18 protein-coding genes are annotated in these 19,027 nt (G+C 71.5%); 14 read left to right on the forward strand and 4 right to left on the reverse strand.

Annotated features, from left to right (window positions below; translation table 11 throughout):
• Positions 1-5: 5 nt before the first annotated feature.
• Both PHA84_RS01720 and PHA84_RS01725 read right to left on the reverse strand, forming a co-directional pair.
• Positions 6-1,592: an ABC transporter permease gene (locus PHA84_RS01720; protein WP_270886357.1), complete on the reverse strand. Its 1,587-nt coding sequence runs from the start codon at positions 1,590-1,592 to the stop codon at positions 6-8.
• Positions 1,589-2,530 (reverse strand): ABC transporter ATP-binding protein, encoded by a 942-nt coding sequence (locus tag PHA84_RS01725; protein WP_270886358.1) that lies wholly within the window; start codon positions 2,528-2,530, stop codon positions 1,589-1,591. Before PHA84_RS01725 ends, PHA84_RS01720 begins: the two co-directional genes overlap by 4 nt.
• Before the next feature lie 58 nt (positions 2,531-2,588).
• Here PHA84_RS01725 and PHA84_RS01730 point away from each other — a divergent pair, with 58 nt between their 5' ends.
• The 10 genes from PHA84_RS01730 to PHA84_RS01775 all read left to right on the forward strand — a co-directional run bounded on the left by PHA84_RS01730 (position 2,589) and on the right by PHA84_RS01775 (position 14,101).
• Positions 2,589-3,083, forward strand: a complete 495-nt coding sequence (locus PHA84_RS01730) for a GbsR/MarR family transcriptional regulator (RefSeq protein ID WP_270886359.1) — start codon at positions 2,589-2,591, stop codon at positions 3,081-3,083.
• A 71-nt stretch (positions 3,084-3,154) separates the two neighbouring features.
• Positions 3,155-4,750, forward strand: a complete 1,596-nt coding sequence (locus PHA84_RS01735; RefSeq protein WP_270886360.1) for an acyl-CoA mutase large subunit family protein — start codon at positions 3,155-3,157, stop codon at positions 4,748-4,750.
• Between the two features lie 162 nt (positions 4,751-4,912).
• Positions 4,913-5,812, forward strand: a complete 900-nt coding sequence (locus tag PHA84_RS01740; RefSeq protein WP_270886361.1) for a PaaX family transcriptional regulator — start codon at positions 4,913-4,915, stop codon at positions 5,810-5,812.
• Positions 5,813-5,840: 28 nt separating this feature from the next.
• Entirely contained in the window at positions 5,841-7,067 is a 1,227-nt protein-coding gene (locus PHA84_RS01745) for an amidohydrolase (protein ID WP_270886362.1), read from the forward strand.
• A gap of 158 nt (positions 7,068-7,225) precedes the next feature.
• Positions 7,226-8,272 (forward strand): BMP family lipoprotein, encoded by a 1,047-nt coding sequence (locus tag PHA84_RS01750; protein ID WP_270886363.1) that lies wholly within the window; start codon positions 7,226-7,228, stop codon positions 8,270-8,272.
• A gap of 186 nt (positions 8,273-8,458) precedes the next feature.
• On the forward strand, positions 8,459-9,994 hold the full coding sequence (locus tag PHA84_RS01755) for an ABC transporter ATP-binding protein (RefSeq protein WP_270886364.1): 1,536 nt from the start codon (positions 8,459-8,461) through the stop codon (positions 9,992-9,994).
• Entirely contained in the window at positions 9,991-11,109 is a 1,119-nt protein-coding gene (locus PHA84_RS01760; protein WP_270886365.1) for an ABC transporter permease, read from the forward strand. The genes PHA84_RS01755 and PHA84_RS01760 overlap by 4 nt, the downstream gene beginning before the upstream one ends.
• Positions 11,106-12,374: an ABC transporter permease gene (locus PHA84_RS01765; protein ID WP_270886366.1), complete on the forward strand. Its 1,269-nt coding sequence runs from the start codon at positions 11,106-11,108 to the stop codon at positions 12,372-12,374. Before PHA84_RS01760 ends, PHA84_RS01765 begins: the two co-directional genes overlap by 4 nt.
• Positions 12,375-12,815: a cytidine deaminase gene (locus PHA84_RS01770; RefSeq protein ID WP_270886367.1), complete on the forward strand. Its 441-nt coding sequence runs from the start codon at positions 12,375-12,377 to the stop codon at positions 12,813-12,815.
• Positions 12,812-14,101, forward strand: a complete 1,290-nt coding sequence (locus tag PHA84_RS01775; protein ID WP_270886368.1) for a thymidine phosphorylase — start codon at positions 12,812-12,814, stop codon at positions 14,099-14,101. The genes PHA84_RS01770 and PHA84_RS01775 overlap by 4 nt, the downstream gene beginning before the upstream one ends.
• Before the next feature lie 94 nt (positions 14,102-14,195).
• On the opposite strand, the gene PHA84_RS01780 is transcribed toward PHA84_RS01775, so the two are convergent.
• Positions 14,196-14,648: a hypothetical protein gene (locus tag PHA84_RS01780; protein ID WP_270886369.1), complete on the reverse strand. Its 453-nt coding sequence runs from the start codon at positions 14,646-14,648 to the stop codon at positions 14,196-14,198.
• A gap of 161 nt (positions 14,649-14,809) precedes the next feature.
• Here PHA84_RS01780 and PHA84_RS01785 point away from each other — a divergent pair, with 161 nt between their 5' ends.
• The 4 genes from PHA84_RS01785 to PHA84_RS01800 all read left to right on the forward strand — a co-directional run bounded on the left by PHA84_RS01785 (position 14,810) and on the right by PHA84_RS01800 (position 18,117).
• On the forward strand, positions 14,810-15,532 hold the full coding sequence (locus tag PHA84_RS01785; protein ID WP_270886370.1) for a response regulator transcription factor: 723 nt from the start codon (positions 14,810-14,812) through the stop codon (positions 15,530-15,532).
• Positions 15,529-16,578, forward strand: a complete 1,050-nt coding sequence (locus tag PHA84_RS01790; protein ID WP_270886371.1) for a sensor histidine kinase — start codon at positions 15,529-15,531, stop codon at positions 16,576-16,578. Before PHA84_RS01785 ends, PHA84_RS01790 begins: the two co-directional genes overlap by 4 nt.
• Positions 16,571-16,948 carry a cupin domain-containing protein gene (locus PHA84_RS01795; RefSeq protein ID WP_270886372.1) on the forward strand — a complete coding sequence of 126 codons (378 nt, stop codon included), beginning with the start codon at positions 16,571-16,573 and terminating at the stop codon, positions 16,946-16,948. The genes PHA84_RS01790 and PHA84_RS01795 overlap by 8 nt, the downstream gene beginning before the upstream one ends.
• A 62-nt stretch (positions 16,949-17,010) precedes the next feature.
• On the forward strand, positions 17,011-18,117 hold the full coding sequence (locus tag PHA84_RS01800; protein WP_442952814.1) for an adenosine deaminase: 1,107 nt from the start codon (positions 17,011-17,013) through the stop codon (positions 18,115-18,117).
• Positions 18,118-18,165: 48 nt separating this feature from the next.
• Here PHA84_RS01800 and PHA84_RS01805 read toward each other — a convergent pair whose 3' ends face one another.
• Positions 18,166-19,008: an RDD family protein gene (locus PHA84_RS01805; RefSeq protein ID WP_270886374.1), complete on the reverse strand. Its 843-nt coding sequence runs from the start codon at positions 19,006-19,008 to the stop codon at positions 18,166-18,168.
• Positions 19,009-19,027 lie beyond the last annotated feature (19 nt).

Consider the following 19,027-nt stretch of genomic DNA (forward strand, 5'->3'; position numbering starts at 1 on the left):
GCCCGTCAGGCGAGGTCGCGGCGGCGGAAGGCGAGGACTCCCACCGCCGCAGTGGCCACCGCGGCGACGCCCAGGCCCAGCAGCCCCGTGACGTTGGCGTCGCCGCCGGGAAGGCTGCCGAGGTGGTCGAACGGCGAGAGGCCCAGGACGCTCTGCGGCAGCCTCAGGATCGCGCCCAGCTCGCCGAGCATCACGAACAGCGCCAGCGCTCCCCAGGCCGCGGCGGACCAGTGCGGCACCAGCCCGAAGAGCAGCAGGGCCAGCCCGACGCAGACCAGGACCGCAGGGACCGTGGCGACAGCAGCCGCCACGACCTGCACCACCCCGACGTCGCCGGCCGCACTGGCACTGAGGCCGACGGTCACCCCGGCGACCACCATCAGCCAGGCCGACCCGGCCACCGCGAGCACCCCGTGGCTCGCCAGCCACTGCGCGCGGCGCACCGGGGTCGCCAACAAGGCCTCGGCGCGGCCTGAGCTCTCCTCCGAGCGCAGCCGCAGTGCGGTCGCGACGCCGTACGCACCGGCCCCGACGGCCAGGAAGCGCAGCTCGGTGCCGAGGAAGACGTCGAGCAGAGTGCCTTGGCCGCCGCTCATCCGACGTAGCATGTCCTCGACCGCCGGGTCCTGGGCGATCTGGTCCACCGAACGGGCCACACCTCCCACGACCAGCCCGAGCACCGCGTACCCCACGCTCCACCCGAGCAGGGATCCCCGCTGCAGGCGCCACGCCAGTCCTCGGGGAGAGGCGAGACGCGGGTGGGCGGTGGCCGGGCCCGGACGCGGTGCCCACAGGCCCGCCCCCAGGTCGCGGCGCTGCAGCAGCCGGTCCGCGGCCAGCAGAAGGGCGGCCGTGGCTGCCAGGGCCGGGAGGACGAGCCAGAACCTGTTCTCCCCGAACGGGCTGACCTTCTCGGCCCAGCCGAGGAACGACAACCAGGCCAGCTGCCGGACCGCACCGGTGCTGGTGTCGGCCAGGGCCCGAACGACGTACGCCAGACCCAGTACGCCGACCGCGATGCCACCGGCTCCGCGGGTCGTGGACGTCAGCTGCACCGCCACCGCGGTCACTCCGGTCATGACCAGGCCCGCGACCACCACGACCACTCCGAGAGCGAGCGACCCGGACACCCCGACGCCCGTGGCCACGAGGCTGAGGGCCGACAGCAGCGCGGTGGCCACGACCGCGAGCGACGCCAGCAGGACGGCCGAGGCCGTTGCGGCGCGCCGCCCGACGGCTCCAGCCGCGAGCAGCTCCAGGCGGCCCTCCTCCTCCTCGGTCCGTGTGTGCCGGCGCACGATCGCGAAGGCGAGGAAGGCGCTGAAGAGGCTCCCGAACATGACGGTCTTGAGCACCCCGACCCCGGCTGTCGTCAGCGCTGGCAGTGGGCCGTACATGGCCGTGAGCGAGGCGTTGTCGGTCATCGCGGCGGCGCCGGCTGCCGCCGCCGCGTCGGTGGGGTAGAGGTCCCGGGTGGCGGCCATCGAGCCGTAGGCCGTGGCCACCAGAGCCACGACACAGGCGGAGACGACCCAGCGGTCCCGCCGCCAGGCCAGGCGCAGCAAGGTGGTGGTGCCCGCCAACGAGCTCATGCCGGCACCTGCTCCTGGGCGGCATCCGTCGAGGAACCGCCATCGACCGGGCGGTCGGCGTACTGCGAGAGGAACAGCTCCTCCAGGGTGGGCGGCTGGCAGGTGAGGGTTTCGATGCCCAGCGCGCCGAGCCGCTGCAGCACGTGGCCCACCGAGCTGGTCTCCACGGACAGGGCCAGCTGTCCGTGGTCGTGGCGCGCGCTGTGGACGCCGGGCCACTGGGCGGCCTCGCCAGGTGTCACCGGGTCGGACAGCGTGGCGACGACGCTGCTTCGGGTCAGGTGGCGCAGGTCCGCCAGCGTGCCCGAGTCGACGATGCGGCCGGCGCGCACGATGCTCACCCGGTCGGCCGCCCGCTCGACCTCGGAGAGGATGTGGCTCGACAGCAAGGCCGTGCGACCCCGGACCCGGGCCTGCGCCAGCTCGTCCTGGAAGACCTTCTCCATCAGCGGGTCCAGGCCGGACGTGGGCTCGTCGAGGACCAGCAGGGGCACGTCGCTGGACAGCGCTGCGACCAGGGCGACCTTCTGCCGGTTGCCCTTGGAGTACGAGCGGCACTTCTTCGACGGGTCCAGCTCGAAGGCCTCGAGCAGCTGTGCCCGCCGTCCAGGGTCGACGCCTCCGCGCAGCCGGCCCAGCAGGTCGATGACCTCGCCACCGGTCAGGTTCGGCCACAGCACCACATCGCCCGGGACGTAGGCCAGGCGCCGGTGCAGCTCGGCCGCATCCCTCCACGGGTCCGCGCCCAGGAGCGTCACGTGGCCGCCGTCGGCGCGCAGCAGACCGAGCAGGATGCGGATGGTGGTGGACTTCCCTGAGCCGTTCGGTCCCAGGAACCCGTGCACCTCGCCCTCGTGCACGGTGAGGTCCAGGCCGTCGAGCGCCGTCGTGGAGCCGAACTTCTTGACGAGGCCGGCAGCCTCGATGACAGGTGCCATGAGACGAATGTACGCTCGACTTCAGGATTTTCTGAATGATCTGGAGAAGGCTTCGTCCATGCCAGCCAGCACGTCCCGGGAGAGCTCGGCAGCGCGGCGAGCCCGGTTCGTCGAGAGGTTCGGTTCCGCACTGACCGCGGCAGGGATGCAACGGCTGCCCTCCCGGGTCTTCGCCAGCCTGCTGGCCGACGAGGACGGACGGATGACCGCCGCGCAGATCGGGGAACAGCTGTCGGTGAGCGCGGCCTCGGTGTCGGGGGCGGTCCGCAGCCTGGAGCAGATGCGCCTGATCCACCGGGAACGGCAGCCCGGCAGCCGGCGGGACGTCTACGTGGTCGCCGACGACGCCTGGCACGACGTGATGATCAGCCCCGCCGCGACGTACGACCCGCTCACCGCGGTGCTGCGCGAGGGGGTGGGACTGGTGGGCGGCCCACAGTCCCCGGCGGGCCAGCGGCTCGCGCTCAGCGTGGCGTTCCTCGAGTTCATCACCGAGGAGCTGGACGGCATCGCCAGACGCTGGGAGGTTCGCCGAAACCGGCTTGTCCGCTGACCACCGAGTCCGCCGTGAGGTGGACCACGCGCGGCGACCACCCGGCGTACCGCCGCATTAGGCTCCGGCCCATGGCCGCCGACGTCCCGACCGCACGCTCCGAGTCCGACCTGCCGATCAAGCCGGTCTACGACGCGGCGGACCTCGAGGGCTTCGACCCCGCGGCGAAGCTGGGCGAGCCGGGACAGTACCCATACACCCGAGGTGTGTACCGCAACATGTACACGGGCCGGCCGTGGACGATGCGGCAGTACGCCGGGTTCGGCACGGCGAAGGAGTCCAACGAGCGGTACCACGAACTGGTGAAGGCCGGCACGGGCGGGCTGTCGGTGGCGTTCGACCTGCCGACCCAGATGGGGTACGACTCCGACGAGCCGATCGCTCACGGCGAGGTGGGCAAGGTGGGCGTCGCGATCGACACTATCGACGACATGCGCACGCTCATGGGCGGGCTGCCCCTGGACGAGCTGTCCACGTCGATGACCATCAACGCGCCGGCGGCCACGTTGCTGTTGATGTACCAGCTGGTTGCGGAGGAGAACGGCGCCGACGCCTCCCGGCTGGCCGGGACGATCCAGAACGACGTGCTCAAGGAGTACATCGCCCGGGGCACGTACATCTACCCCCCGAAGGAGTCGCTGCGGCTCATCAGCGACATCTTCGCCTACTGCGCCAAGGAGCTTCCGCGCTGGAACACCATCTCCATCAGCGGCTACCACATGGCCGAGGCCGGGGCGACGCCGGCGCAGGAGATCGCCTTCACGCTGGCCAACGCCAAGGAGTACGTCCGCGCCGCCCTGGCCGCGGGTCTGGCCGTGGACGACTTCGCCCCCCGCCTGTCGTTCTTCTTCGTGGCCCGGACCACCCTGCTCGAGGAGGTGGCGAAGTTCCGCGCGGCCCGGCGGATCTGGGCCCGGATCATGCGCGAGGAGTTCGGCGCGCAGAACCCCAAGAGCCAGATGCTGCGGTTCCACACCCAGACCGCCGGCGTCCAGCTCACCGCCCAGCAGCCTGAGGTGAACCTCGTGCGGGTCGCGTTGCAGGGACTCGGAGCGGTCCTCGGCGGCACGCAGTCGCTGCATACGAACTCCTTCGACGAGGCGATCGCACTGCCGACCCAGAAGGCGGCGCGGCTGGCGCTGCGCACCCAGCAGGTCATCGCCTACGAGACCGACGTCACCAAGACCGTGGACCCGTTCGCGGGGTCGTATGTCGTGGAGTCGATGACCGACGACGTCGAGGCCGCGGCCCTCGACCTGATCCGGGCCGTCGAGGACCGCGGTGGAGCGGTGGCGGCCATCGAGCAGGGCTTCCAGAAGTCGGAGATCGAGCGCTCCGCCTACCGGATCGCCCTCGAGATCGACCACCGGGAGCGCACCGTGGTCGGGCTCAACCGGTTCACCCTGGACGAGGAGGAGCCCTACGAGCCGCTGCGCGTCGACCCCCAGATCGAGCACGACCAGCGCGAGCGCCTCGCGGCACTGCGAGCGGAGCGGGACAACGCCGCGGTCGAGGCGGCGCTCGAGGCCGTCCGGGACGCCGCCCGCGGGACCGACAACGTCCTGTACCCCATGAAGGACGCTCTGCGGCTTCGCGCCACCGGCGGAGAGATCAGCCACGCGCTGCGCGACGTGTGGGGCCTCTACGTCCCCCACGACACCTTCTGACCGCTACGGACAGCATCACCGAGCCAGCATCAGCGACCGTGCATCACGGAAGGGTCATCGGACGCAGCATCACGGACGGAGCATCACGGACAGAGCATCACGGACGGGGCATCACGGACGAGCATCGCCGACAGCGGTCGGCGGCGCGGATAGTCTCGGCGGGTGTCCGCGTCACCGTCCGAGCCTGGCCCGTCGCCGGAGCCGCCCCCGCGGGCCCTCATCGTCACGCTCTACGGCCTCTACGCGCGTGAGGAGGAAGGCTGGCTCAGCGTCGGGGCACTGATCCGGCTGCTCGACGAGGTGGGCGTGGACGAGCCGGCTGTCCGGTCCTCGATCTCGCGGCTCAAACGCCGAGGCATGCTCGAGCCGGAGCGGGTGGACGGCCGCGCCGGCTACCGGCTCTCCGACCGGGCGCGGCAGATCCTTGACGCCGGCGACCGGCGCATCTTCGGCCGCAAGCGTGCCAGCCTCGGTGAGGGCTGGGTCCTCGCAGTGTTCAGCGTTCCGGAGTCGGAGCGCCAGAAGCGCCACGCACTGCGCTCCCGTCTGGCATGGCTGGGCTTCGGCACGGTCGGGCCCGGGGTCTGGATCGCACCGGGTCATCTGGAGGCCGAGACCCGCGACATGCTGGCGAGCGAGGGGCTCGACGCGTACGTCGACCTCTTCCATGCCGACTACCTGGGCTTCCGAGGAGTGGAGGAGGAGGCCGCCAGCTGGTGGGACCTCGCCGGGCTCGACGTCCTGTACCGACAGTTCGTGGGGACCTTCCAACCCTCGCTGAGCAGGTGGCGCGACGGCGTCGGCCAGGGTGGCGAGGGTGGCGGGGACGGCGGGGACGGCGCGGACCGCGCGGACCGCGAGGGGCAGGAGGGCCGGGCCTTCGCCGACTACGTCCAGGCCCTGACCGTCTGGCGGCGACTGCCGTACCTCGACCCCGGCCTCGCCCCCGAGCTGCTGCCGGCGCAGTGGTCGGGCACCCGCGCCGCCGACCTCTTCTTCGAGCTCCGCCGCCGGCTCGAGGGCCCCGCCCACCGGTTCGTCGACCGGGTCCGCGCCGGCTGATGGCAGGGTGGGTAGAGTGCGCCGTGACATGACCGACGACCACCTGCTGGCCGACCTGAGCACCAGCATCGACCACCTCGCCTCCGAGCTCCTGGCCCTGCAGCGCGACCTGCACGCGCACCCCGAGCTGTCCCGGGGTGAGTCGCGGACCACGGCCCTGGTCTCCGCACGGCTGACCCAGGCGGGCATCCGGACCCGCACCTTCCCGGTCACCGGCCTCGTCGCCGACCTGGGCGCCGAGCAGCCCGCCTACCGTGTCGCCCTGCGAGCGGACCTGGACGCGCTGCCCGTCGGGGAGCGCACCGGCCTCCCCTGGGCGTCGACCACCGAGGGGATCTGCCACGCCTGCGGCCACGACGTCCATGTCGCGGCGGCCGTGGGCGCTGCCCTGGCCCTCAAGGCCCACGAGGACGCCCTGCGCGAACGCGGGATCGCCGTTCGGGTGCTCTTCCAGCCGGCCGAGGAGGTCATCCCCGGCGGAGCCGTCGACCTGATCGCGCACGGTGCTCTGGACGCGGTCGACGCGATCTTCGCGGTGCACTGCGACCCCACCCTGGACGTGGGCAGCGTGGGCCTGCGCGAGGGGCCCATCACGGCGGCGGCGGACCGGGTCGTGGTGCACCTGACCGGCCGCGGCGGGCACACCTCCCGCCCGCATCTCACGGAGGACCTCACCTTCGCCCTGGCCAAGGTCGTCACCGAGCTTCCCGCCGTACTCTCGCGTCGCCTGGACCCCCGGACCGCCTTCGCCCTGGTGTGGGGCGAGGTGCACGCCGGCCAGGCCGCCAACGTCATCCCGTCCAGCGGGATGGCGGCGGGCACCCTGCGGATGCTCGACGCCGCGGCCTGGGCCACGCTCGGCTCCCTGCTCGAGCAGGCCGTGCAGCATGTGGTCGCGCCGTACGCGGTGACGGCGGTCCTTGAGCACGTCCAGGGGGTGCCCCCGGTCGTCAACGACGGAGACGCCATCGAGGTGCTGCGGCAGGCCTGCGATGGGGCGGGGCTGCACCATGTCGGCACGCCGCAGTCGCTGGGAGGCGAGGACTTCGCCTGGTACCTGCGCGCGGTGCCGGGGGCCATGGCGCGGCTGGGGACGCGCTCGCCGGGAGGTCATACGTACGACCTGCACCAGGGTGACCTGGTGGTGGACGACGCGTCAGTGCTCCAGGGCGCCCGGCTGCTGTCCGCCGTCGCGGTGGCCGGGGTCGTGAAGGCGGCGCCGAGCACACCGGAGCCGACAGTCGCGGATCGGTAACGGTTGCAGCGACTGTTGGCCAACGTCCGATGAGCCGGTAGCCCGGGCGGCTATCCTCACGGCCTAGCGGCGCAGGACAGCGCCTCGTGCATACAACGCAGGCGCAGCACAGCGCCTCGTGCATCCCCAGAGAACAGGAGACAGCCTTGCGTCGCACGATGAAGGTTGCAGCGGTCGTATCGGTGGCAGCACTGGCCCTCGCCGCGTGTGGTAGCTCGGGCAACGACCAGCCGAGCGGGAGCGGCAGCTCGTCCTCGAGCGGCTCCGCCAAGAAGATCAAGGTTGGCATGGCCTATGACGTGGGTGGACGGGGCGACCAGTCGTTCAACGACTCCGCGGCGGCGGGGCTGGACAAGGCCAAGAGCCAGCTCGGGGTGGACGCCAAGGAGGCGGCCGCAGTGGCCGGGGAGAACGAGGCGGCGCGCGACGAGCGGCTCCAGCAGCTCATCGACGCGGGCTACACGCACATCGTGGCTGTCGGCTTCGCGTACGCCAAGGCGGTCGGCAAGGCGGCGAAGGCCAACAAGGACGTGCACTTCGCCATCGTCGACGACGCCTCGCCGGACTCCAAGGGCGACAACGTCGACCAGATCACCTTCGCCGAGAACGAGGGCTCGTTCCTCGTCGGCGCGGCTGCCGCGCTGAAGTCGAAGTCCGGGCACATCGGTTTCGTCGGCGGCGTCAACGTCCCGCTGATCAAGAAGTTCGAGGCGGGCTACATCGCCGGCGCCAAGGCCGTGAACAAGGACATCAAGGTCGACAGCCAGTACCTCACGCAGCCGCCGGACTTCAGCGGCTTCGGTGACCCGGCCAAGGGCAAGACGGCGGCCGAGGGCATGTACCAGAAGGGCGCCGACGTGGTGTACCACGCCGCAGGCGGCTCCGGCGGTGGCGTCTTCACGGCGGCGAAGGCCGCGGGCAAGCTCGCCATCGGGGTCGACTCCGACCAGGCCCTCACGGCCCCCGCGGACGTTCGCTCGGTGATCCTCACCTCGATGATCAAGAAGGTCGACGTCGCGGTGTACGACTTCATCAAGTCGGCGGCGGACGGCAAGGAGCTGACCGGCAACAAGGTCTACGACCTCAAGGCCGGTGGCGTGGACTACGCCACGACCGGTGGCAAGATCGACGACATCAAGAGCAAGCTCGATGCATACAAGCAGCAGATCATCGACGGCAAGATCACGGTGCCCGTCACCCCCTGATACGCCAAGGATCGGTCACACGGCCCGGGCCGGCGCGGTAGCGTCAGACCCGGGCCGTGCGCTTGTCCTCCACGCCTTGCAGCGCCCCGTACGGTGGTTCTCCGACCGTGCGCCAACCGCCCGCAGTGCTGCGGGCCAGGACCAGGAGAGTGAGCCATCACCGCCTCCCCACCGCTGACGCAGACCGTGGCGGACCGCGCCACCGCCAGTGCCCCGGCCGTCGAGCTGGAGGGCATCACCAAGCGCTTCCCCGGCGTGGTAGCGAACAAGGACATCACCTTCTCGGTCCGGCGCGGCACGGTCCACGCGATCGTCGGGGAGAACGGCGCCGGCAAGTCGACCCTGATGAAGATCCTGTACGGCGTCCAGCGGCCCGACGAGGGAACGATCAAGGTCGACGGGCAGGTCGTGAACCTGCACTCTCCCGCCGATGCCATCGCCGCGGGCATCGGCATGGTGTTCCAGCACTTCATGCTGGCCGACAACCTCACCGTTGCCGAGAACGTCGTGCTGGGCGCGGAGAAGCTGCACGGCATCGGGGACTCCGCCAAGCGCGAGATCAGGCGGATCTCCGAGGCGTACAAGCTCGGCGTCGACCCGGACGCGCTCGTGGCGGACCTGGGCGTCGGCGCCCGCCAGCGGATCGAGATCCTGAAGGTTCTCTACCGCGGAGCCAAGACCCTCATCCTGGACGAGCCCACGGCCGTGCTGGTGCCGCAGGAGGTGGACGAGCTGTTCGCCCAGCTCGCCGGCCTGAAGGACGAGGGCCTCACCGTGCTGTTCATCTCGCACAAGCTCGACGAGGTCCTGAAGGTGGCCGACTCCATCACCGTGATCCGGCGAGGGACCACCATCGACACGGTCGACCCCTCCACCGTGAACGCCCGGCAGCTCGCCGAGCTCATGGTCGGGTCGGAGCTGCCCTCGCCCACCACCGAGGAGTCCACCGTCACCGACCGGGTCCTGCTGCGGGTGGACCATCTGGTCCTGGGCGGCGGCACCGGGCGACCGGTGCTGGACGACATCTCCCTGACGATCCACGCCGGCGAGGTGCTCGGCATCGCCGGCGTCGAGGGCAACGGCCAGGCCGAACTGGTCGAGGTCATCATGGGGATGCGGGAACCCACCTCCGGTGAGGTGTACCTGGGGGACACCGACATCTCGGACTGGCACACGAGGGCGATCCGCGAGGCGGGCGTCGGCTACATCCCGGAGGACCGGCACCGGCATGCGCTGCTGCTGGAGGCGCCGCTGTGGGAGAACCGCATCCTCGGCCACCAGACCGAGGCGCCGAACGTCAAGGGCCAGCTCATCGACGCGGGGGCGGCCAAGGCGGACACCGAACGCATCGTCAAGGACTACGACGTCCGGACGCCGTCGATCTTCGTCACGGCGGGCTCGCTGTCCGGTGGGAACCAGCAGAAGCTGATCATCGGACGGGAGATGAGCCACCGGCCCAAGGTGCTGGTGGCCGCCCACCCGACCCGCGGGGTCGACGTGGGCGCCCAGTCGAGCATCTGGGACCACATCCGAGCCGCCAGGCGCGAGGGGCTCGCCGTGCTGCTGATCTCCGCGGACCTCGAGGAGCTGATCGGGCTGTCGGACACCATCCGGGTGATCCTCCGCGGCGGGCTGTCCGGCGACTTCGACCCCGACGTCGTCACGGCCGAGGACCTCGGCGCCGCCATGACCGGCGCCGGTGAGAGGGAGGAGTCCCGATGAGGCCCTTCGACGCGCGCCGGGCGCTGCTCAGCCTCGCCGCCCCCGTGCTCGCGCTCGTCGTGGCGTTCGTCATCACGTCCATCGTTCTCGCGGCGGTCGGCGACCCGGTGGGGGAGGTGTGGAAGACCATCCTGGCGGTGCCCAAGCCCCGCCAGACCGTCAACATCGTCAACGCCGCCGTGGTGTTCTACCTCTCCGCCGTCGCGGTGGCGGTCGGCTTCCGGATGAACCTCTTCAACATCGGGGTCGACGGCCAGTACCGGGTCGCGGTGTTCGCGGCGGCCGTCTTCGCCGGTGAGGGCTGGCTGCCGGGCTGGCTCAACATCCTCGCCAGCCTGGTCGTGGCGATGGTGGTCGGAGGACTGTGGGCCAGCATCGCCGCCTACCTCAAAGTCAGGCGCGGGGTCTCCGAGGTGATCTCGACCATCATGCTGAACGCCATCGCCACGGGCGTCGTGAGCTGGCTCCTGCTCAAGGTGGCCGACCGCGCGCAGGGCTCGAACAGCATCCAGACGAGGACCATCCCGGAGTCGTCGCAGCTCCAGGGCTTCCAGCTGGTCCCCGGCGCGACGAACCGCGTCTACAGCCTCGTCTTCCTCGCTGTCCTCGTCGGCTTCCTGTACTGGTTCGTGCTCGGCAGGACCCGCTTCGGCTTCGACCTGCGGGCCACCGGCCGCTCCGAGAGCGCGGCGGTGGCAAGCGGCGTGAACGTGCCCCGGATGGTCATGACCGCGATGATCGCGTCGGGAGCACTGGCCGGCCTCGTGGGCATGCCGCTCCTGTTCGGGCAGGACTACAACTACGGCACGACGTTCCAGTCCGGTCTCGGTTTCGCTGGGATCGCGATCGCGCTCCTCGGCCGGAACAACGCCGTGGGTATCGCCTTCGCCTCCATCCTCTGGGCCTTCCTCGACGTCCAGTCCAACGCCCTCCAGATCCAGGCCGGCGTGGCGCAGGAGCTGGTCAACATCATCCAGGGCGTGATCCTCTTCGCCGTCGTCATCGCCTACGAGCTGATCCGGCGGGCCGACAAGCGGTTCGAGCAGAGCCGGGTCGCCCGCGAGCTGGCCGCCCAGCGAAGCAGCGCCCCTGCCACGGAAGGAGCGCCGGCATGAGTGCCGCCGGACTCGAGGTCGGCACCCAGACGCTGACCGACCGGCCGACCCCGCGCCGACGCCTGGGACCGCGGGAGTGGGCCGTCATCGGCGTCGGCGGGCTGGCACTGGTGTCGGTGCTCCGGGTGGTCACGGGGGCGGACGACATCGCCTCTTCCGGAGCCCTTGCCGCGGCCATCGGGCTCGCCGTCCCGATCGGGCTCGCCGGTCTGGGCGGCCTGTGGTCCGAGCGCGCCGGCGTGGTCAACATCGGCCTCGAGGGAATGATGATCCTGGGCACCTGGGGCGCCGGGTTCTTCGGGTACCACCTCGGACCCTGGGCAGGCGTGCTGGGCGCGGTGCTCATGGGCGTCCTGGGCGGGCTGATCCACGCCATCGCCACGGTCACGTTCGGGGTCGACCACATCGTGTCCGGTGTCGCGCTCAACATCGTCGGCCTGGGCGTCGCGAAGTATCTCGCGGCCCGCTTCTTCACCGGCCTGCCCGGCGGCGGCCCCACGCAGTCCCCACCGATCAAGGGGCTGCCCGCCTTCACCCTGCCCGGGGTGTCGGACGGACTGGGCACCGTGGAGAAGAAGAACTGGTTCTTCGTCAGCGACGTGGCCGCGGTCCTGCGGGCGATGTGCACCAACATCTCGGTGCTGACGATCATCGCCGTACTGCTGTTCGTCGGCACGTGGTGGGTGCTCTGGCGCTCCGCCTTCGGTCTCCGGCTGCGCTCGGTCGGGGAGTCACCCGTTGCGGCCGAGACGCTGGGGGTCAACGTCCTGCGCTACAAGTTCCTCGCCGTGCTCATCTCCGGTGGGCTCGCTGGTCTGGGCGGCGGCTTCCTCGCCATCGTCGCCGCGAACATCTACCGCGACGGTCAGACCGGTGGCCGCGGCTACATCGGCCTCGCCGCCATGATCTTCGGCAACTGGCGCCCCGGCGGGCTGCTGACCGGTGCAGCCCTCTTCGGCTACACCGACGCGGTGCAGCTTCGGGGTGGCGCCACGGTGCACGCGTTCCTGCTGCTGTTCGCAGTGCTCCTCATCGCGGTGGGCGTCTGGCAGGTCGTGCGCAACCGCCGGCTCGTCCAGGGGGTGCTGGCCCTTGTGGTCGGCGGCCTCGTCGGATGGTGGTACCTCGCCGCGGACGCGGTACCTGCGGAGCTGACCGGCACCACGCCGTACGTGACCACCCTGCTCGTCCTCGCCTTCGCCTCCCAGCGGCTGCGGATGCCCATGGCTGACGGGCAGATCTACCGCAAGGGCGAGGGGCACTAGGTGGCGGTGTCACCCGACGCCGGTGGCAACAGCCCGACCGACGTCGACTGGGACGCCCTGCGCGCCGCCGCGGTGGAGGTCATGCACCGCGCGTATGCGCCCTACTCCCGTTTCCCGGTGGGCGTCGCCGGGCTCGCGGACGACGGCCGCGTGGTCGTGGGCTGCAACGTCGAGAACGCGGCGTACGGCGTGGGGCTCTGCGCCGAGTGCGGGATGGTCTCGGAGCTGCACGCCACGGGCGGCGGGCACCTCGTCGCCGTGTCGTGTGTCGGGCTCGACGGGGCCCCGCTCATGCCTTGCGGTCGCTGTCGGCAGCTGCTCTGGGAGCACGGTGGCCCGCACTGCCTGCTGCTCACGCCGGAGGGCGTCCAGCCGATGAGCCAGGTGCTGCCCCAGGCGTTCGGCCCCGACAACCTTTCGATCGCAGGAGGACCGGCATGACCGAGTCGTACGACGCCGTGGACGTGATCGTCACCAAGCGCGACAAGGGCGAGCTGTCGGACGGCCAGATCGACTGGGTCATCGACGCCTACACCCGCGGGGTCGTCGCCCACGAGCAGATGTCCAGCCTCGCGATGGCGATCCTGCTCAACGGCATGACGCGCCGCGAGATCGCGCGCTGGACCAGCGCGATGATCGCCAGCGGAGAGCGGATGGACTTCTCCGCACTGTCGCGGCCGACTGCCGACAAGCACTCCACCGGCGGGGTGGGTGACAAGATCACCCTGCCGCTGGCGCCCCTGGTCGCCGCCTGCGGGGTGGCCGTGCCGCAGCTGTCCGGCCGGGGTCTTGGCCACACCGGGGGGACGCTCGACAAGCTGGAGTCGGTGCCCGGCTGGCAGGCCTCCCTGACGAACGAGCAGATGCTCCGCCAGCTCGAGGACGTCGGCGCCGTGATCTGTGCCGCGGGCGAGGGGCTGGCGCCGGCGGACAAGAAGCTCTACGCGCTGCGCGACGTGACCGGCACCGTCGAGGCCATCCCTCTCATCGCCTCCTCCATCATGAGCAAGAAGATCGCCGAGGGGACCGGCGCCCTGGTGCTCGACGTCAAGGTGGGCAGCGGCGCGTTCATGAAGACGGTCGAGGACGCGCGTGAGCTGGCCCGGACCATGGTGGACCTAGGCACGGACGCCGGGGTGAGGACGGTGGCCATGCTGACCAACATGCAGGTCCCTCTGGGACTGACGGCCGGCAACGCGCTCGAGGTGCGCGAGTCCGTGGAGGTCCTCGCCGGTGGCGGCCCCCAGGACGTCGTGGAGCTCACCGTGGCGCTTGCCCGCGAGATGCTGACCGCCGCGGGACGCGAGGACGCCGACCCTGCCGACGCCCTGGCGGACGGCCGCGCCATGGATGCCTGGCACCGCATGATCCGCGCTCAGGGCGGCGACCCGGAGGCCCCCCTGCCGGTGGCCAAGGAGGCCGAGGACGTGCTCGCCCCGGTGGACGGCGTGCTGACCCAGCTCGACGCCCTCAAGGTCGGGGTCGCAGCGTGGCGTCTGGGCGCTGGCCGCGCTCGCAAGGAGGATCCGGTCCAGGCTGGCGCCGGCGTGGAGCTGCACGCCAAGCCCGGCGCCACCGTGCGCGCGGGCGAGAGGCTCCTGACGCTGCACACCGACACCCCAGAGCGGTTCTCCCGTGCCCTCGAGGCCTTGGACGGGTCGTTCACCATCGCGCCCGACGGCAGCCGACCCGACCTCCTCCCGTTGGTCATCGAGAAGATCGCCTGACGCGTCCCGCTCGCCGCGGAGGACGCGTCAGGCTCGTCGCGGGACGTGTCGGGCTCGTCGCGGCACGCCTCAGGCTCGTCACCTGGGGTCAGTCTCAGCCCGGCACCTTGTTGATCGTGCAGACGAAGTACTTCACCACGCCGTTGTCCACCGCGGCGCCGGACGCCATCGCGGCCTGCACCTCGGCGGTGGCGTCGAGAACGCCGTTGCCGTCGAGGTCGCCCGCAGCCAGCGCCGCTGCGTAGCCCTGGGGGAAGGTGACGCTGTGGACCTGCCAGCGGCCCCCCGTGAAGCCGACGTCACCAGGGGCGGCGGTCGCGACACTGCGCTGGGCTCCGTTGAAGCTGTAGATCGTGTCCCACGCCTGGGCGGGCGCCCCGGTGCCGGACAGGTCCGTGGGGGTGGCGACGGTGCGGTAGAGCTCATGGTCGACGTAGATGGCGGGGCCGCTCACGCCGGCGGCGCCGGCTGTCGCGGCGGCGCCCAGGGACAGCATGGCGCCGGCGCCGAGAACGGCTGCGGTGCCGAGGACTCGCTTGTGGTTCATGGGGTTTCACCTCTCCTGTCCGGCCGCTCGGCCGGTATGCCGTCCAGTAGAGCGGCCCCCGGCGCCGCACTCCATCACGCGCCGCTTACCCGGTTCTTACGGCTTGGTGACTGCGCCGGCAGGCAGCCGGACGCCGCATGCGCCGGCCCTATCCTGACCGGGTGGCTCGCGTCCTGGTGATCGACGACGACACGACCGTGTCGCAGGTCGTCGTCGCGTACCTGGAGCGCGCCGGGATCGAGGCCGAGCAGGCTGGCGACGGCGCCAGCGGGCTGGCGGCCGCGCGGGCGAGGCCGCCTGACGCGGTGGTGCTCGACCTGATGCTCCCCGGCATCGACGGCTTGGAGGTATGCCGGCGCCTGCGCACCATGCAGTCCGCGGTGCCCGTGCTCATGCTCACGGCCCGGGGCGAGGAGGAGGACCGCATCCTGGGGCTGGAGGTCGGTGCCGACGACTACGTGACCAAGCCGTTCAGCCCGCGCGAGCTCGTGCTGCGCGTCCAGTCGGTGCTCAGGCGCGCGAGCCCCGCAGTTCCCGCCGCGCCCCCGCCCGACGTGGTCCGGGACGGTGACCTCGTCCTCGACCCGGTGGCGCACCGCGTACATCGCAACGGTGTGGAGCTGTCCCTCACCACGCGCGAGTTCGACCTGCTGCACTGGTTCCTCGCCCATCCGGGCCAGGCGCAGGACCGCGAGGGGCTCATGCGGGGAGTGTGGGGCTGGGAGTTCGGCGACCAGTCGACTGTCACCGTGCACGTGCGCCGGCTGAGGGAGAAGGTCGAGGCCGACCCCTCGCACCCTTCCCGGCTCGTCACCGTCTTCGGCGTCGGCTATCGCTGGGACCCCGTCACTGGCGAGCCGAGGGTCGGCGGACTGCCGAGATGAGTGGGACCGAGCTGCAGGCTGTCGCGCTCTCCGCCGTGGTCGCCACGGTGATCGGCACAGTGGGGGCTCTGCTGGTCGTCGCGATCGCTCGACGCTCAGTGGCCGCCGCGGCGGCCGTCGCGCCGGTGGTCATCGTCGGGTCGGTGGCCGGCGGGGTCTATGCCAGCGCCCGCGCGATGTTCCTCGCCGAGCGCGACTCCGCGACGGTCCTGCTGGTGCTGCTCGTCTCGCTGCCCATCGCGGTCGCCATCGGCTGGGTGATCGCCGTACGCATCCAGCGGCTGCACCGCGACGCCGCCATGGCGCTCGCCGCGCAGGAGCGGGACCGCGAGCTGGAGTCCGGCCGCCGCGAGCTGGTCGCGTGGGTGTCGCACGACCTGCGTACGCCGCTGGCCGGCATGCGAGCGCTCACCGAGGCTCTCCAGGACGGCGTCGCGCGCGATCCTCGCGACTACCTCGACCAGCTGCAGGGACAGGTCCTGCGGATGAGCAGCCTCGTCGACGACCTGCTGGCGCTGTCCAGGCTCCAGTCGCCGTCGCTGACCCTGCAGCGTGAGCCCGTGGTGGTCGCCGACCTCGTGTCGGACGCGCTGGCGTCCTGTCAGCCGCTCGCCGACGCGGGCGGGGTGCGGCTCACGGGCAGCGTCGACCACGACGTGTCGGCGGCTCTCGACGCCCGCGAGGTGTCGCGCGCAGTGGACAACCTCGTGGTCAACGCCATCCGTCACACCCCGCCTGGGGGTGCGGTACGGGTCGCCCTGGACCAGGACGGCCAGGACGCCGTGGTGAGCATCGACGACGGCTGCGGGGGGATCCCGGCCGAAGCGCTGGACCGGGTGTTCGAGGCGGGCTGGCGCGGCACCCGGGCTCGCACGCCCGGCGACGGGAGCGCGGGCCTGGGGCTGTCGATCGTCCGAGGGGTCGCCGAGGCCCACGGCGGGTCCGCGCAGGTCCGCAACCTCGAGCACGGCTGCCGCTTCGAGCTTCGCCTGCCGCTGAGCCCCGGTGACCCGGCGCGCCGGGCGCTAGGGTGGCCCGGTGCCTGAGCTCATCGCGACTCCCACGACCATCCCCGTCCCTGGCGGGAAGATCATCGACGAGCACGTGGGGCGGGTGAACACCGGCACGGACGCGGTGTCGGTGGCCCACATGAAGGCTCCAGCTGACTGGACCGAGCCGTTCCAGGCGCCGGAGTTCGACGAGGTGACACTCGTCCTCGCCGGTGCTGTGCTGGTGGACCATGACGGGGGTCAGGTGCGCGTGGAGGCGGGCCAGAGCGTCATCACGAGGGCCGGTGAGCGGATCCGCTACTCGACCGGCCACGAGGGCGCCGAGTACGTCGCAGTCTGCCTCCCCGCGTTCTCGCCCGAGGCCGTCAACCGCGACGTCGACGAGCCCGGCGAGGGGGAGGCGTGATCTTCGGCCGCAAGGGCGACCGCCAGGAGCCCCTCGAGCAGCCGCAGTCCTCCGACGAGCGCATCAGGCGGGCTCCGAAGGCGCTGCTGCACGACCACCTCGACGGCGGCGTGCGGCCGCAGACCATCGTCGAGATCGCGGACGAGGTCGGGTATGCCGGACTGCCCGCCTCCGACGCGCAGAGCCTCGGCGCCTGGTTCCGCGAGAGTGCGGACTCCGGCTCGCTCGTCCGGTACCTGGAGACCTTCGACCACACGCTGGCCGTCATGCAGAGCGCCGACGGGTTGCGGCGGGTGGCCCGCGAGTGCGTCCTGGACCTTGCCGCCGACGGCGTCGTCTACGCGGAGAGCCGCTACGCACCCGAGCAGCACCTCGAGGCCGGCCTGGCGCTGGAGGAGGTCGTCGAGGCCGTCAACGACGGCTTCCGCGAGGGCGAGAAGGAGGCGGCGGGCGCCGGCACCCCCATCCGCGTCACGGCCCTGCTCACCGCGATGCGGCATGCCGCCAAGAGCACCGAGATCGCGGAGCTCGCGGTGCGCTACCGGGACCAGGGCGTCGCGGGGTTCGACATCGCCGGCGCGGAGGCAGGCTTCCCGCCCACCCGTCACCTCGACGCCTTCGAGTACCTGCGCCGCGAGAACGCGCACTTCACCATCCACGCCGGCGAGGCGTTCGGCCTACCCAGCATCTGGGAGGCGATCCAGTGGTGTGGCGCCGACAGGCTCGGACACGGCGTGCGGATCGTCGACGACCTGACGGTCGACGACAAGGCGTTCGCGGACGACGTCGCTGCCGCCGTCAGCGCCGAGGCGGCCGACGTGCACCTGGGCAGGCTCGCCGCCTACGTGCGGGACATGCGGATCCCTCTGGAGATGTGCCCCAGCAGCAACGTCCAGACGGGTGCCGCCCTGTCCGTCGCCCTGCACCCCATCTCGCTGCTCAAGCGGCTGCGCTTCCGGGTCACCGTCAACACGGACAACCGCCTCATGAGCGGCACGACCATGTCCCGCGAGATGGAGCTGCTCGTGCAGGACGCAGGCTGGACGATCGAGGACCTGCGGTGGGTCACCATCAACGCGATGAAGTCGGCGTTCATCCCGTTCGACGAACGCCTCGCCATCATCGAGACCGTGGTGAAGCCCGGGTACGCCGTCCTGCTGGACGAGTAGGCCGGGGTGGCGGCGACCGCTTCGACCTACGCCGGAGCACAAGGTGGCTCAGGAGCCGGGGGAGCGGGGTTCGGCGGCGTCCGCCGTTTCCGGAGGCAGCAGCCGGCTCCGCAGAGCGGCCTCGCGTTCGAGCCGGCCCAGGTCCCGCGTCCGGCGCTCGGCCAGCATCGCCCTGAGGATGTTCTCCGGGTGGTTCCCGTGGGGCGGTGACGGTGCCACATACGGCAGGGCGTCCTCCAGCAGCCGTTGGCCGAGCTGCTCCCGTACCGCCGGCGTGAAGGTGCCGGCCCGAGCCAGGAACTGGCGTACGGCAGCTGCGAGCTGGTCGGGCAGGGGAGCCAGGTCGGCGGCACTGGCCCAGCCGGCGAGATGGGGTGGCATCTCGGTCGGTGGAGGGAGCCGGATCTTCTGGCGGTCCCGGACCACGTACGTCCCGGCGAGCAGGTCGCCGAACCGCTTGCCCCGGCTGTTGAACGCGGCGCACACGAGGGCCGGCACCCCCCAGCACCCGTACAGCTCCACCACGCCGAGCATCGCCCGGGTCAGAGCCTGCCGGAACGCGATCGGTCCGGCGTCGTCGCGCACCGTCCTCAGGCCCAGGGCGAGGTGACCCAGCGTCTTGCCCCGGGTGAGCGTCTCGCAGGTGGTGGGGATGGCGACCATCGCCGCGATCCCCGCCACCGTGAGCATCGCCGACACCAGCGCGTCGTCCGCGCCGGCGACGAGCAGGCCGAGGCCGAGCTGGAGCCCGAAGAGCGCGGCATAGCCGAGCAGGATGTCGATCAGCCCGGACACCATCCGCAGACCGAGCGCCGCATGCGGCAGGTCGAGAGCCACCGCCTCGCCGGTCACCAGGTCGTCGGCACCGACCCCCACGGTGCTACTGCTCATGACGGCAACCCTAACGGGG

The sequence above is a fragment of the Pedococcus sp. 5OH_020 genome (assembly GCF_027812955.1).
Taxonomy (GTDB): domain Bacteria; phylum Actinomycetota; class Actinomycetes; order Actinomycetales; family Dermatophilaceae; genus Pedococcus.

Bases quoted from the DNA above. Each gene is read 5' to 3' on its own strand.
- PHA84_RS01760 (WP_270886365.1), top strand. From the start codon at position 9,991: ATGAGGCCCTTCGACGCGCGCCGGGCGCTGCTCAGCCTCGCCGCCCCC.
- PHA84_RS01745 (WP_270886362.1), top strand. From the start codon at position 5,841: ATGACCGACGACCACCTGCTGGCCGACCTGAGCACCAGCATCGACCAC.
- PHA84_RS01720 (WP_270886357.1), bottom strand. From the start codon at position 1,592: ATGAGCTCGTTGGCGGGCACCACCACCTTGCTGCGCCTGGCCTGGCGG.
- PHA84_RS01805 (WP_270886374.1), bottom strand. From the start codon at position 19,008: ATGAGCAGTAGCACCGTGGGGGTCGGTGCCGACGACCTGGTGACCGGC.
- PHA84_RS01780 (WP_270886369.1), bottom strand. From the start codon at position 14,648: ATGAACCACAAGCGAGTCCTCGGCACCGCAGCCGTTCTCGGCGCCGGC.
- PHA84_RS01730 (WP_270886359.1), top strand. From the start codon at position 2,589: ATGCCAGCCAGCACGTCCCGGGAGAGCTCGGCAGCGCGGCGAGCCCGG.
- PHA84_RS01790 (WP_270886371.1), top strand. From the start codon at position 15,529: ATGAGTGGGACCGAGCTGCAGGCTGTCGCGCTCTCCGCCGTGGTCGCC.
- PHA84_RS01750 (WP_270886363.1), top strand. From the start codon at position 7,226: ATGAAGGTTGCAGCGGTCGTATCGGTGGCAGCACTGGCCCTCGCCGCG.
- PHA84_RS01775 (WP_270886368.1), top strand. From the start codon at position 12,812: ATGACCGAGTCGTACGACGCCGTGGACGTGATCGTCACCAAGCGCGAC.
- PHA84_RS01725 (WP_270886358.1), bottom strand. From the start codon at position 2,530: ATGGCACCTGTCATCGAGGCTGCCGGCCTCGTCAAGAAGTTCGGCTCC.
- PHA84_RS01735 (WP_270886360.1), top strand. From the start codon at position 3,155: ATGGCCGCCGACGTCCCGACCGCACGCTCCGAGTCCGACCTGCCGATC.
- PHA84_RS01765 (WP_270886366.1), top strand. From the start codon at position 11,106: ATGAGTGCCGCCGGACTCGAGGTCGGCACCCAGACGCTGACCGACCGG.